Source organism: Microbacterium sp. AG238 (assembly GCF_003610405.1).
In the GTDB taxonomy this organism is placed as follows: Bacteria; Actinomycetota; Actinomycetes; order Actinomycetales; family Microbacteriaceae; genus Microbacterium.
The window spans coordinates 621,569-635,762 of sequence record NZ_RAQC01000001.1 but is presented as its reverse complement, the minus strand read 5'-3'; the positions used below and the strand labels follow the sequence as shown (position 1 = coordinate 635,762).

Sequence of the window (14,194 nt, the reverse complement as noted above, 5' to 3'; positions counted from 1 at the left end):
TTATCTTGACGTCAAGATAAATTTCCCCCGATCCGACTAAGGGTCGCCTCACTAGATCGACCGGTGCGGCGAGGGGATGATGGGACAGTGCGCGCGAGCGTGCGGCCCGCCGATGAAGGAGAGCAGACGTGTCCACTGTTGACAGCTTCGGAGCCAAGAGCACCCTGACGGTCGGCAGCACCGACTACGAGATCTTCCGGACCGACACGGTCGAGGGTTACGACCGACTTCCCTTCAGCCTCAAGGTGCTGCTCGAGAACCTCTTGCGCACCGAGGACGGCGCGAACGTGACGCAGGAGCAGATCCGCGCCTTGGGTTCGTGGGACGCCTCGGCTGAGCCCGACACCGAGATCCAGTTCACCCCGGCCCGCGTCGTCATGCAGGACTTCACCGGCGTGCCCTGCATCGTCGACCTCGCCACGATGCGCGAGGCGGTCACGGCACTCGGCGGCGACCCGAACCGCATCAACCCGCTCTCGCCCGCTGAGATGGTCATCGACCACTCCGTCATCGCCGACCTCTTCGGCAGCGAGAACGCGCTCGAGCGCAACGTCGAGATCGAGTACGAGCGCAACGGCGAGCGCTACCAGTTCCTGCGCTGGGGCCAGGGCGCGTTCGACGACTTCAAGGTCGTCCCGCCGGGCACCGGCATCGTCCACCAGGTGAACATCGAGCACCTCGCCAAGGTCATCTACGACCGCAACGTCGACGGCGTTCTCCGTGCGTACCCCGACACCTGCGTCGGCACCGACTCGCACACCACGATGGTCAACGGTCTGGGCGTCCTGGGCTGGGGCGTCGGCGGTATCGAGGCAGAGGCCGCGATGCTGGGTCAGCCCGTCTCGATGCTCATCCCGCGGGTGGTGGGCTTCAAGCTCACCGGCGAGATTCCCGCGGGCGTCACCGCGACCGACGTCGTCCTGACCATCACCGACATGCTCCGCAAGCACGGCGTGGTCGGCAAGTTCGTCGAGTTCTACGGTGCCGGCGTCGGCTCGGTCCCGCTGGCCAACCGCGCCACGATCGGCAACATGAGCCCGGAGTTCGGCTCGACGGCCGCGATGTTCCCCATCGACGATGTCACCCTCGAGTACCTGCGTCTGACCGGCCGCGACGAGCAGACCGTGGCGCTCGTCGAGGCATACGCGAAGGCGCAGTCGCTGTGGCACGACCCCGCGAACGAGGCGACCTACAGCGAGTACATGGAGCTCGACCTCTCGACGGTCGTCCCCTCGATCGCAGGCCCGAAGCGGCCGCAGGACCGCATCCTCCTGTCGGAGTCGAAGGAGCAGTTCGCGAAGGACATCCTCAACTACGCGACGACCGCCGACGAGCCGGTCGAGGTCGAGGGCACGTTCCCCGCATCCGACCCGGGCAACGGACCCGGCGTCGAGCACGAGACTCTCTCGGACGACACCGTCTCGCACCAGCACGACCACGCGCACGCGGGATTGCTCTCGAGCGGTGCGCCCCACGCGGCATCCAACCCGGTGAAGGTGACGCAGCCGTCCGGCGAGAGCTACATGCTCGACAACGGTGCGGTCACCCTCGCGGCGATCACCTCATGCACCAACACCTCGAACCCGTCGGTCATGATCGCCGCGGGGCTGCTGGCCCGCAAGGCATCGGAGCGCGGGCTCACCCGCAAGCCGTGGGTCAAGACCACGCTCGGCCCGGGGTCGAAGGTCGTCACCGACTACTACGAGAAGTCGGGCCTCGACAAGGACCTCGAGAACCTCGGCTTCTACACCGTCGGCTACGGCTGCACGATCTGCATCGGAAACTCCGGACCGCTGATCGAAGAGGTCTCGGCCGCGATCAACGAGAACGACCTCGCCGTCACCGCGGTGCTCTCGGGTAACCGCAACTTCGAGGGTCGCATCAGCCCCGACGTGAAGATGAACTACCTCGCCTCGCCGCCGCTGGTCGTCGCTTACGCCCTGGCCGGGTCGATGAACTTCGACTTCGAGACCGACGCTCTCGGCAAGGACTCGGACGGCAACGACGTCTTCCTCAAGGACATCTGGCCCGCTCCCGACGAGGTCCAGGAGATCATCGACTCGTCGATCTCGCGCGAGCAGTTCATCAAGCAGTACGCCACCGTCTTCGACGGCGACGAGCGCTGGAAGAACCTGCCCACGCCCACCGGCCCCGTCTTCGAGTGGGACGAGAACTCGACCTACGTCCGCAAGGCGCCGTACTTCGACGGCATGCAGATGGAGCTGACCCCGGTCGCCGACATCACCGGCGCGCGAGTCATGGCTACTCTCGGCGACTCCGTGACGACCGACCACATCAGCCCGGCGGGAAACATCAAGGCCGGCACTCCGGCGGCGCAGTACCTCACCGAGCACGGCGTCGCGCAGAAGGACTTCAACTCCTACGGCTCGCGTCGTGGCAACCACGAGGTCATGATCCGCGGCACCTTCGCCAACATCCGCCTGAAGAACGAGCTCACGGCAGCGGTCAACGACGGCAAGGTCGTCGAGGGCGGTTACACACGTGACTTCACCCAGGAGGGCGGCCCGCAGTCGTACATCTACGACGCGAGCCAGAACTACCAGGCGCAGGGCACTCCGCTGGTGATCTTCGGCGGCAAGGAGTACGGCTCGGGCTCGTCGCGTGACTGGGCCGCCAAGGGCACCAACCTGCTCGGCGTGAAGGCCGTCATCACCGAGAGCTTCGAGCGCATCCACCGCTCGAACCTCATCGGCATGGGCGTCGTTCCCCTGCAGTTCCCGGCGGGAGAGAGCTGGAAGTCGCTCGGACTCGACGGCACCGAGGTCATCTCGATCACGGGCCTCGAGCAGCTCAACGACGGTATCACCCCCAAGACGGTGAAGGTCGTGGCCGAGCCGAGCGAGTTCTCGCCCGAGGGCAAGCAGACCGTCGAGTTCGACGCGATCGTCCGCATCGACACCCCCGGTGAGGCGGACTACTACCGCAACGGCGGCATCCTCCAGTACGTGCTGCGCTCGCTCGTCTGAGCCTGCCAGCCGCGTAGCCCACGAGAGGCCGGAGCGTCGAGCTCCGGCCTCTCGTGCATCCCGCTGATTAGACTTACCGGCACCCGATGGAAGGAGGGGCACGATGTCGCTGCTCTCCTCGATCTCGCATCCGCGTGATCTGGACGCCCTCTCGCTCGCTCAGCTGGAGACGCTTGCGGCTGAGATCCGCGCGTTCCTCGTCGAGAACGTCGCGCGAAGCGGCGGACATCTGGGGCCCAACCTCGGCGTGGTCGAGCTGACGCTCGCGATTCACCGGGTCTTCGACTCGCCCCGCGACCCGGTCGTCTTCGACACCGGGCATCAGTCCTACGTCCACAAGCTCATCACCGGACGTCAGGACTTCTCACGGCTGCGCTCGCGCGGCGGACTCGCGGGCTACCCCCAGCGCAGTGAGAGCGAGCACGACGTCGTCGAGTCGTCCCATGCGTCGAGCTCGCTCAGCTGGGCTGACGGCATCTCCCGCGCCTTCGCCCGCACCGGTCGCACCGACCGCCATGTCGTCGCGGTCGTCGGTGACGGGTCTCTGACGGGCGGGATGACGTGGGAGGCGCTCAACAACATCTCGGACGACAACGACCGCAATCTGGTCATCGTGGTCAACGACAACGGTCGCTCCTACGCCCCGACGATCGGCGGGATGGCGCGGTTCCTGAACAAGGTGCGCACGACCGAGGGCTATCGGTCGCTGCACGAGGGCTCGGCCACGCTGTTCGGCCGGCTCGGGCCCGCGGCGCGCGCGGTCTACCGCGGTCTGCGAGGGGGAACGCACGGGTTCCTCTCGCGCTTCGTGAACAACGAAGCGCTCTACTCGAATCTCGACATCAAGTACCTCGGCCCCGTCGACGGGCACGACCTCGAGGCCATGATCGAGACCCTGCGCCTGGCGAAGTCGTATGGAGCCCCGGTCATCGTGCACGCGATCACCGAGAAGGGGCGGGGTTACGCACCTGCTCGCCTCGACGAGGCCGATCAGTTCCACGCGGTCGGCAAGATCGATCCGGCCACCGGGCAGCCCGTCTCCGCGGGCGGCAAGACGAGCTGGACGGATGTGTTCGCCGAAGAGCTCGTGTCTGCGGGGGAGCGCCGCAGTGATGTCGTCGCGATCACCGCCGCGATGCTGCGGCCGACGGGTCTGCTGCCGTTCGCACAACGCTTCCCGGATCGTGTGCTCGACGTCGGCATCGCCGAGCAGCACGCCGTCGCGGCATCCGCCGGTCTCGCCTTCGGCGGGCTGCACCCGGTCGTCGCGATCTATGCCACGTTCATGAACCGCGCGTTCGATCAGATGATGATGGACGTCGCGCTGCACCGCGCGGGTGTCACGTTCGTGCTCGACCGAGCGGGCGTGACGGGGCCCGACGGGCCGAGCCACCACGGCATCTGGGACCTCGCGATGCTCCAGCTCGTGCCCGGCGTGCGCATCGCCGCGCCCCGGGACGCGGAGCGCCTGCGCGAGGTGTTCCGCGAGGCCGTCGAGATCGAAGACGCACCGACGGTGGTCCGCTACCCGAAGGGCTCGGTCGGCGACGAGCTGCCGGCCGTGGAACGTCTGGACGATGGGACGGAGGTGCTCGTGCGGGGCGAATCCGACGATGTCCTCATCGTGGGAATCGGTCCGATGGTGCGTCTCGGCATCGAGGTCGCCGAGCGCCTGCGAGCACAGGGGATCGGCGCGACGGTCATCGATCCTCGCTGGGTGGTCCCCGTCGCGCGGTCGGTCGTCGACCTCGCGGCGCAGCACCGGCTGGTGATCACGATCGAGGACGGCATCCGGGTCGGCGGCATCGGTACCCGCATCCGTCAGGTCCTTCGCGAAGCCGGGATCGACACGGCCGTCGACGAGCTCGGTCTGCCCGACGAGTTCATCGACCACGCCGAGCGCGACGAGATCCTCGAGGACGCCGGCCTCACGGCAGCGAAGATCGCGCATGACGTCGTCGCGCAGGTTCTCGGCACCCGCATCCCGATCGCACGTCCGAGCGCCGATGCCGAACAGGACTGGGCGGATGCCGCGGACGCGCCGGGCCGCGAGGGTGCGAGTGACGGCGAGCCTCAGCCTCGCCAGCGCTGACGTCGGCGCTGCCCGGGATCGATGATTCGGTAGCGGTCGTCGAGGGCATCCTCTGTCGCGGCATCCGGATCCGTGGTCCGCACAACGTCGCCGAACCCCTCGGCGTCGAGGCGGAGGGCTCGCCTCATGGTGATGAACCACGCTCCTGCGAGTCCGATGGCGCTGAGAGGCACGTTGACGAGGTAGGCGGTCGCTGCGATCCACCCGCCACCCGAGTCGCCGAGAACCGCGGGAAGGGTGACCGTCGTGGTGACGACGCCGACCAGCGCGCCGTACGCCGAGAAGGCGAGGAGATGTGCGCCGACACGTGGCAAGCGTCGCAGCAGGCGACCGAGCGCGTACGCGCCGGGGGAGCCGATCACCACAGCGGGGACGGAGACGAGCAAGATCGCCGCGGTGCCCACGATCAAGCTGAAGCCGCCTGTCAGCACCGCCCAGCCGACGATGAGCAGCAGCGTCGTCGTGCCCCACGCGCGGGCGGTGCCCCCGAGGAACTCCGTGCGGGTGAAAGCGAGAGGTTCGGCATCCGTGCGGGGCGAGTCACGCCGCGGCGAGGGTGGCGGGTGCGGGCCGATGACCGTCACGAGCGCGCCTCGGCGATGAGGTCGAGGAGTTCGCGCAGCGGTCGGCGCAGCATCGGAAGGCGCGCGAGGGGGAGCGCCATCGCGAGTAGCGACATCCCTCTGTCGAGAAGGCGCCGCGTCTTCGCCTGCTCGTCAGAGTCGTCGTAGACCCAGTACATCGCGAGCAGCAGGTGCGAGAGGACGAGCGCGCCGGGCAGCGCCTCCGCGATGTCCGCGGGGAGCTTGTGATCGGCGCCCTCGACGGCGGTGCGGAAGAGGTTCTCGACGATCGCGAGCGATGCGTTGGACTCGGGCGACAGGGGATTGATCGACGAGCGCGGAGACACCGCCGCGGTCAGGAACTCGGGCGCGTGGTGGTGCGTCGGCGTCAGCTGGTCGAGTCCCGTGTGGAAGACGATCGCGAGTCTCTCCTTGAGGTCACGCGACGACTCGAGGCGGGGGAGCGCCGCAGCCCGATGAGCCTGCTGCACCTCCAGATAGAACTCCTGGACGAGTTCGTTCTTGGAGGCGAAGTGGTAGTTCGTCGTCCCGACCGAGACCCCCGCTTCTGAGGCGATGTGCCGGATGGTCGTCGCGTCGTAGCCGCGTTCACGAAACGATTGCAGCGCGGTCTCGACGATCAGGGCGCGGGTACGGTCTCGCTTCGACCCGGCGGGTTCCGGTTTGCTGAACATGTTCAGATAGTAGCGTCCGGCCCGGAGATCACGACCGTTCCACGCCCACGTGAAAGCATGAAGGGATGACCGGCGACAATCTCACACGTACCGACGCTCAGCGGCGCGCAGCCGATATCCGAGTCGACACCATCGACGTGCGACTCGATGTCCGCGACGCCCCACGTGCGGATGTGACGACCTTCGGCACCCGCGCCATTCTCTCGTTCGATGCGCCCGCGGGCGGGGAGACCTGGGTCGACTTCCTCGGATCGGCCGTCGACACGGTCACGGTGAACGGCGAGAGCCGGCCGGTCGAGTGGGACGGCGCGCGCATCCGACTCTCCGACCTGGCGGAACGCAACACCGTCTCGATCGAGGCGCGCGGCGTCTACAGCCGCTCCGGCGAAGGGCTGCATCGTTTCGTCGACCCCGTCGACGGCGCCACCTATCTGTACACGCAGTACGAACCCGCCGATGCGCGCCGCGTGTACCCCTGCTTCGAGCAGCCCGACGTGAAGGCGCGCTGGCGGATGCAGGTTGTGGCTCCGGAAGGATGGCGGGTGCTGTCCAACGGCGCGGAGACCGATCGCCGGGATGTCGACGGTGGTACCGAGGTCACTTTCGCCGAGACCCTCCCGATCTCCAGCTACATCACGGCCGTCGCGGCCGGGCCGTACCACCGCGTGGACGGGGTCTGGGACGGGCCCGAGGGGCCCGTCGACCTGGGAGTCCTCTGCCGCGCCTCGTTGGCGCCGTTCCTCGACGCCGAGGAGATCATCGACATCACCCGCCGCGGGCTCGCGTACTTCGGCGAGGCGTTCGGTCTCGGCTATCCGTGGGGCAAGTACGACCAGATCTTCGTGCCGGAGTACAACCTCGGGGCGATGGAGAATCCCGGGCTCGTCACCTTCACCGAGGCCTACGTGTTCCGCGGCGCTGCGACGGCGGCCCAGCGCGAGGCGCGCGCCAACACGATCCTCCACGAGATGGCTCACATGTGGTTCGGCGACCTCGTGACGATGCGATGGTGGGACGACCTCTGGCTCAAGGAATCGTTCGCCGACTTCATGGGGTCGCACGCATCGGTCGCGACAGGGCTCTATCCGGATGCCTGGGTGAGCTTCGCCAGCCGGCGGAAGGGGTGGGCCTACGAGCAGGACCAGCTTCCGACGACGCATCCCATCGTGGCTGACATCCCCGACCTGCAGGCCGCCAAGCTCAATTTCGACGGCATCACCTATGCCAAGGGCGCGTCGGTGCTCAAGCAGCTCGTCGCGTATGTCGGCGAGGAGCCGTTCTTCGCGGGCGCACGGCGGTATTTCGCCGACAACGCCTTCGGCAACACCACGCTCGACGACCTGCTGACGGCGCTCGAGCACGCGTCGGGGCGCGATCTGCGCGCCTGGAGCCGCGCATGGCTCGAGACGACCGGCATGTCCGATCTTTCCGTCGAAAGAGACGAGGCCGGTCGCGCCACCGTCGTGCAGAGCGACCCCCGGCCCCACCGCGTGACGATCGGGCGGTACGTGGAGACGGACGGAGTCCTGCAGCGAGAGCATGCGACGGAACTCGATCTCGTCGACGCCAGGACCCCGATGGGCGGCGACGCCACTGGCCACATGATCCCGAACGACGACGACCGCACCTACGCCAAGGTTCGTCTCGATGAGGACACGACGGCAGCGCTCGAACGCTCGCTCTCGACGATCGGCGACCCGCTCGCCCGGTCGGTCGCGTGGGCCGCGCTGTGGAACGCGGTGCGTGACGGTCGCCTCGCCGTCGCGCGATACCTGCGAATGGTCGGAGCGCATGCTGCGGCCGAGACGCACACGGGTCTCCTCGCCGACGCCGTCGCGCACGCGGACTACGCGATCGCGCACTATGCCGCTCCCGATCAGCGCGGGGCGCTCGCTTCGGACTGGCTCGAGAGCGTCTGGCGATCGCTGCACGAGGCCCGTCCCGGCAGCGACGCGCAACTCGTGTGGGCCCGGGCTCTGGGCGCCGCTGCCGCCGTGGACGCCGGACGCGCTCAATCTGTGCGCCGGCTGCTCTCGGGCGAGGACGAGACTCCGGAGGGCCTCGAGCTCGACGCCGACCTCCGATGGGGCTGGTTGTTCGCGCTCGCGGCGACCGGCGCGACGAGCGTCGACGGCATCGACGCGGAGCTCGACCGGGACGACACCTCGAAGGGGCGGCGTGCCCACCGCGCCGCCCGGGCGGCGCTTCCGGAGCGCGCAGTGCGAGAAGCCGCGTGGCGCGCCGCATGGACCGACGAATCACTGTCGAACGACGAGCTCGACGCCACGATCGCCGGGGTTCGCGCCGGTGGGCGGCGAGATCTCATCGCCGCGCTCGACGGGGACTACTTCTCGCGGATCGGGCGGGTCTGGGAGACCCGGAGCATCGAGATCGCACGACGCCTCGTGCGCGGCCTGTTCCCCGCGACGGACGACCTGACGGCGGCCACGGCATGGCTCGACGCGCACCCGGACGCGCCGGCTTCTCTGCGCCGCATCGTGATCGAGCAGCGCGACATCCGCGAACGCGACCTCCGGGTGCAGAGCGCGCAGCGCGCCAGCGCCGCCTGACGCGACGAGGGCCCCGCGGCTTTCGTGCCACGGGGCCCTGATCGACGATCAGCGCCGGGTGTCAGCGGTGCGCGATCCCGCGGATGGGCGGGTGGTGGAACGTGTCGCCGAAAGCCCTCTCGGAGGCCCCCTCGCGGTCGAGGTACGGCGAGGCCCCGCCGTCGATGAACGGCCAACCCGCGCCGAGGATCAGGCACAGGTCGATGTCCTCGACCTCGGGGACGACGCCCTCGTCGAGCATGAGATTGATCTCCTGCGCCAAGCCGTCCTGTACGCGCTGGAGGATCGTATCTGCTCCGACCGGCGATGAACCCGTCGCCTTCTTCGCCACCTTCTCCGCGGCCTTGGTGAAGCCGGTGACGCGCCCGCCCTTGTCCTTCTCGACGACCTCGGGAAGCTCGGCGAGCTGGTGGAAGTTCTCGTTCGCGTAGAAGCGCTCGGGGAACGCGGAGGTCATGGTGTCCTGCACGTGCGCGGCGACCTTCCAGCCGACGAGGTCGATGAGCTGGAACGGTCCCATCGGAAGACCGAGCGGCGCGAAGGCCCTCTCGACATCGGCGACGGGTGTGCCCTCGTAGACGGCCCGCGCAGCCTCGCCCATGACCTTGGCCAGCAGGCGGTTCACGACGAAGCCGGGCGCGTCCTTGGTCAGCACGGCGTTCTTGCCGAGACCCTTCGCGACGACGAAAGCGGTCGACAGGGCGGCATCCGTCGTCTGCGGCGTCTTCACGATCTCGATGAGCGGCATGACCGCGACCGGATTGAAGAAGTGGAAGCCCACGAGGCGCTCGGGATGGGCGAGCTTCGCACCGATCTCCTCGACCGACAGCGACGACGTGTTCGTCGCGAGGATCGCGTCGTCGGCGACGATCTTCTCGATCTCGCCGAACACCTGCTGCTTGACCCCGACTTCCTCGAACACGGCCTCGATGACGAAGTCGCAGTCCGCGTACTCGGTCTTGTCGACGGTGCCGTGGACGAGCGAGCGGAGCTTGCCTGCGGTGTCGGAGTCGATGCGTCCCTTGGCCTCGAGCTTTCCGATCTCCTCGTGGATGTAGGCGAGTCCCTTGTCGACTCGCGCCTGGTCGAGGTCGGTGATCAGCACGGGTACCTGGAGCTTCCGGACGAACAGCAGCGCGAACTGGCTGGCCATGAGACCGGCGCCGATGACGCCGACCTTCGTCACCTTCTTCGCGAGCGCCTTGTCGGGTGCACCGACGGGCCGCTTCGCCCGCTTCTGCACGAGATCGAAGGCGTACATCGACGCGGCGAACTGGTCGCCGGAGATCAGTTCGGCGAGAGCGTGGTCCTCGCGCGCGAAACCTTCGTCGCGCGAGCCGCTGCGCGCCTTCTCGAGCAGCTCGAGGGCCAGGTAGGGCGCCTTCGGCACGGTGCCGATCTTCGACTCGAGCATTCCGCGGGCGACCTTGATGGCGATGGGCCATTTGGTCAGTCGCTCGAGCTTGCCGGGTTCGTTCTTCCGCGTCACCGAGACAGTGCCCGACAGCACGCGGTCGGCCCACGCGAGAGAGTCCTCGAGGTAGCTCACCGCCGGGAAGATCGCGTCCATGATGCCGAGATCGAACGCCTGCTGCGGCTTCAGCACGCGGTTCTGCTTGAGCGGATTGCTGATGACCACCTCGAGCGCGTTCTCGATGCCGATGAGGTTCGGCAGCAGGTAGGCGCCGCCCCAGCCGGGGATCAGGCCGAGGAAGACCTCGGGCAGGGCGATCGCTGCGGCGGAGGCATCGACCGTCCGGTAGGTGCTGTTGAGCGCGATCTCGAGGCCGCCGCCGAGCGCCAGCCCGTTGACGAACGCGAAGGAGGGCACGCCCAGTTGCGACAGGCGCCCGAGCACCTGGTGCCCGCGCTGCGCGACGAGCTTCGCGATCTCCTTCGAGGGCAGTCGCGAGACGTCGGACAGGTCGGCTCCCGCAGCGAGGATGTACTGCTTGCCGGTGATGCCGACCGCATCGATCTCGCCCGCCGCTGCGCGGGAGGCGAGTGCGTCGAGCACCCCGCCCAGCTCGGCGAGCGTCGCCGGGCCCAGGGTGTTCGGGCGGGTGTGGTCTCGGCCGTTGTCGAGAGTGATGAGCGCGAGCGTGCGGCCCGAGGCGAGTCGGACGTCGCGCACCAGCGAGTGAGTGACGACCTCGTCGCCGGTGAGGGCGTCGAGGGGCGAGAAGTCGATGTCGTCGTAGGTCATGTCGGCGCGCCTCACTTCTTCGCGGTCTTCTTCTTGCCGGTGTAGTGGGGGTTCTCCCAGATCACCGATCCACCCTGGCCGAGGCCGACGCACATCGCGGTGAGGCCGTAGCGCACGTCGGGACGCTCCGCGAACTGGGCGGCGAGCTGGATCATCAGACGCACACCGGATGCCGCCAACGGGTGACCGACCGCGATCGCACCGCCCCACGGGTTGACCCGCGGATCGTCGTCGTCGATGCCGAAGTGGTCCAGCAGCGAGAGGACCTGCACCGCGAACGCCTCGTTGAGCTCGAACAGCCCGATGTCATCGATCGTCAGCCCAGCTTTTGCGAGCGCCTTCTCCGTCGAGGGGATCGGACCGATACCCATCACCTCGGGCTGGACGCCGGCGAAGCCGAACGACACCATCCGCATCTTCGGGGTGAGCCCGAGCTCCTTGACCGCGCGTGATCCGGCGAGAAGGCTGATGGTCGCGCCGTCGGTCAGGGGAGACGAGGTACCTGCCGTCACACGGCCGTGCGGCCGGAACGGCGTCTTGAGCTGCGCGAGGCCTTCCATGGTGGTCTCGGGCCGGCGCCCCTCGTCTTCGGTAGCGAGGCCCCACGCGCCGTCGGCGGACTTGACCGCGACGGGAACGAGGTCGGGCTGGAGTTTGCCGGCGTCGTATGCCGCCTGTGCCTTCTGCTGGCTGCGCATGCCGAAGCGGTCGGCCCGCTCCTTGGTGAGCACCGGGAAGCGATCGTGCAGACGCTCGGCGGTGATGCCCATGTTCAGCGCATCGGCGCTGACGAGCTTCTCGGTGAGGAACCGAGGATTGGGATCGGTGTCGCCCCCGCCGAGCGGGTGGCGGCCCATGTGCTCGACGCCGCCCGCGAGGGCGAGGTCGTACATGCCGATACCGATCGAGCCGGCCATCGTGGTGACGCTTGTCATCGCGCCTGCGCACATGCGGTCGATCGCGAAGCCCGGCACGCTCTGCGGGAGCCCGGCGAGGATCGCCGCGGTCCGGCCGAGGGTCAACCCCTGGTCGCCTTGCTGGGTCGTCGCCGCGATCGCGACATCGTCGATCCGGTCGAGCGGCAGATCGGGGTTGCGTTCGATCACGCCCCGAATCGCTTTGACGACGAGGTCGTCCGCTCGGGTGTTCCAGTACATGCCCTTCTCGCCGGCGCGCCCGAACGGGGTGCGCATGCCGTCGATGAAGTAGACGTCCGAGATCTCGGCCACTTTGCCTCCAGAAGATGGGATCGAGTCCAGCCTAAGGACCCGAGGAAGCCGGGAAAATCGGTTGGGTCGAACCTACGAAGCACTCGAGGGCGGCGCGGCATCCCCGTTCACGGAATCCACAAAGGCTTGAGCGATCAGCTGTGCGGTCTGCTCAATCTGCCACCGGCGCGCTCCGAGCTCGGCGAGGGCATCGCCGACGGTCTCGGGTGAGATCTCGGCGGGCGGCGCCCATGCGACGCGGCGCAGCAGCTCCGGGGTGAGCAGGTTCTCCGTCGGCATCGACAACTCTTCCGCGCGCTGCTCGATCAGCGGTTTCGCCGCCTTCAAGCGGGCGTCGGCCGGAGGGTTGCGATCGACCCATGCGCGGGGCGGCGGCAGGCCGTCGCCGGGCAGGCGGTCGGGTGGCAGCGACTGCTCGGCGCGTCCCGCCTCGAAAGCAGCCCACCACCGGTCGAGCTGCGAGCGGCTCGCGCGGCCGGTGAAGTCCTTGACCTTCGCCAGGTCCTGTTTCGTCTTCGGGTCGGCCGCGAGCGCCGCGACGAGCGCGCGATCGGGGACGAGCCGGCCGGGAGCGATGTCCTGTTCGCGGGCATACTCCTCGCGGGCGGTCCACAGTGCGCGGGCGACCGCGAGTGCGCGGCGGCCCCGGATGGTGTGGAGGCCGCTGAGGCGGCGCCACGGGTCCTCACGCGGCGGTTTCACCGGCCGATCGAGGACCGCTTGGAACTCCTGTGCGGCGAAGTCGACCTTGCCCTGCGCCTCGAGCTCCAGGGCGAGCGCGTCGCGGACGTCGACGAGGTGTTCGACGTCGAGCGCCGCGTATTCGAGCCACGACTGCGGCAGCGGGCGTGTCGACCAGTCTGCGGCGGAGTGAGCTTTGGCGAGGACGATGCCCAGCGTGTCCTCGACGACGGCGCCGAGCCCGACGCGCGCGTGCCCGAGCAGGCGTGCGGCGAGCTCGGTGTCGAAGATCGACTTCGGATCGAGCCCGGCCTCGCGAAGCGACGGAAGGTCCTGGCTCGCAGCGTGCAGCACCCACTCGACGTCGCCGATCGCGGCCTGGAGGGGTGCGAACGTCGAGATCGCGGGTGGATCGAACAGGTGCACGCCGGCGCCGCGGCGGAAGACCTGGATGAGATAGGCGCGTTGCGAGTATCGGAAGCCCGACGCCCGCTCGACATCCACGGCGACGGGGCCGTCGCCGGCCGCGAGCAGTTCCGCGGCGCGTTCGAGTCCGGCGTCATCGGCGATGACGGTGTATTCAGCCACGGTTCCCCCGGCGTGCTCCGAAGACGGCGACGCCTTCCGACCCCGGAGGCAGGCCGGCCAGCATGCAGGTCAGTTCCGCCCAGGCGTCGATATGGGCGGTGATGTCGCCGACGGGGCTCCACGAGGCGCGCAGTTCGATCTGTGCACCGTCACCCTCCTCGGCGAGGCTTCCGAAACCGCGCGAGAGAGTCTTCGTCGCGGTTCCGGAGACGGAATGGAACGAGGCGCCGCGGTGGTCGAGCGCATCGATGAGCCACGACCAGGCGACCTCAGCCAGGAGCGGGTCGACGCCGATCTCGGGCTCGAGCGGTGCCTGGGCGAACGCGACGATGCGCCACGGGCCACCCCAGGCGTCGGGTTCGTCCTCGTCGTGGAGGACGACGATCCGCCCGGTGCCGTACGGGGAGTCGACGGCATGCTCTTCGGGCCGCACATCACCCGCCAGCGCGAGGGATTCCGGCGCGAGTCCGGTCGGCGCGGGGATCTCGCGCACGACGAGGTCGTCGCGGAAGGTCATCGTCAGCACCGCCTCGCGAGCGATGACGAATGCCGTCGCGTCGGCGGGAGGACGGGAATCGGCCAC

At 68.6% G+C, this 14,194-nt stretch carries 9 protein-coding genes; 3 read left to right on the top strand and 6 right to left on the bottom strand.

What is annotated here, in order from left to right:
* Window positions 1-128: 128 nt before the first annotated feature.
* Both DEU36_RS03000 and dxs read left to right on the top strand, forming a co-directional pair.
* Window positions 129-2,987 carry an aconitate hydratase gene (locus DEU36_RS03000; RefSeq protein WP_120262859.1) on the top strand — a complete coding sequence of 953 codons (2,859 nt, stop codon included), beginning with the start codon at window positions 129-131 and terminating at the stop codon, window positions 2,985-2,987.
* Between the two features lie 103 nt (window positions 2,988-3,090).
* On the top strand, window positions 3,091-5,079 hold the full coding sequence (gene dxs, locus DEU36_RS02995; RefSeq protein WP_120262858.1) for a 1-deoxy-D-xylulose-5-phosphate synthase: 1,989 nt from the start codon (window positions 3,091-3,093) through the stop codon (window positions 5,077-5,079).
* Here the strand turns inward: dxs and DEU36_RS02990 are convergent.
* Window positions 5,061-5,663: a hypothetical protein gene (locus tag DEU36_RS02990; RefSeq protein ID WP_120262857.1), complete on the bottom strand. Its 603-nt coding sequence runs from the start codon at window positions 5,661-5,663 to the stop codon at window positions 5,061-5,063. The two genes, dxs and DEU36_RS02990, sit on opposite strands and share 19 nt — an antisense overlap.
* Window positions 5,660-6,337 carry a TetR/AcrR family transcriptional regulator gene (locus tag DEU36_RS02985; protein ID WP_120262856.1) on the bottom strand — a complete coding sequence of 226 codons (678 nt, stop codon included), beginning with the start codon at window positions 6,335-6,337 and terminating at the stop codon, window positions 5,660-5,662. The genes DEU36_RS02990 and DEU36_RS02985 overlap by 4 nt, the downstream gene beginning before the upstream one ends.
* A gap of 65 nt (window positions 6,338-6,402) precedes the next feature.
* Between DEU36_RS02985 and pepN the strand changes: the two genes are divergently transcribed.
* Window positions 6,403-8,907: an aminopeptidase N gene (gene pepN / locus DEU36_RS02980; RefSeq protein ID WP_120262855.1), complete on the top strand. Its 2,505-nt coding sequence runs from the start codon at window positions 6,403-6,405 to the stop codon at window positions 8,905-8,907.
* Window positions 8,908-8,968: 61 nt separating this feature from the next.
* Here the strand turns inward: pepN and DEU36_RS02975 are convergent, their stop codons facing one another.
* The 4 genes from DEU36_RS02975 to DEU36_RS02960 form a co-directional block, all read right to left on the bottom strand.
* Window positions 8,969-11,113 carry a 3-hydroxyacyl-CoA dehydrogenase NAD-binding domain-containing protein gene (locus DEU36_RS02975; protein ID WP_120262854.1) on the bottom strand — a complete coding sequence of 715 codons (2,145 nt, stop codon included), beginning with the start codon at window positions 11,111-11,113 and terminating at the stop codon, window positions 8,969-8,971.
* 11 nt (window positions 11,114-11,124) lie between these two features.
* Window positions 11,125-12,342 (bottom strand): thiolase family protein, encoded by a 1,218-nt coding sequence (locus DEU36_RS02970; RefSeq protein ID WP_120262853.1) that lies wholly within the window; start codon window positions 12,340-12,342, stop codon window positions 11,125-11,127.
* Window positions 12,343-12,414: 72 nt separating this feature from the next.
* Entirely contained in the window at window positions 12,415-13,611 is a 1,197-nt protein-coding gene (locus DEU36_RS02965) for an HRDC domain-containing protein (protein ID WP_120262852.1), read from the bottom strand.
* Window positions 13,604-14,194, bottom strand: coding sequence for a DUF3000 domain-containing protein (locus tag DEU36_RS02960; protein ID WP_120262851.1), 591 nt, complete (start codon window positions 14,192-14,194; stop codon window positions 13,604-13,606). Before DEU36_RS02960 ends, DEU36_RS02965 begins: the two co-directional genes overlap by 8 nt.

What these genes read in the sequence shown, in the direction of transcription:
- DEU36_RS02985 (WP_120262856.1), bottom strand. Translation starts at nt 6,337, where the DNA reads ATGTTCAGCAAACCGGAACCCGCCGGGTCGAAGCGAGACCGTACCCGC.
- dxs (WP_120262858.1), top strand. Translation starts at nt 3,091, where the DNA reads ATGTCGCTGCTCTCCTCGATCTCGCATCCGCGTGATCTGGACGCCCTC.
- DEU36_RS02975 (WP_120262854.1), bottom strand. Translation starts at nt 11,113, where the DNA reads ATGACCTACGACGACATCGACTTCTCGCCCCTCGACGCCCTCACCGGC.
- pepN (WP_120262855.1), top strand. Translation starts at nt 6,403, where the DNA reads ATGACCGGCGACAATCTCACACGTACCGACGCTCAGCGGCGCGCAGCC.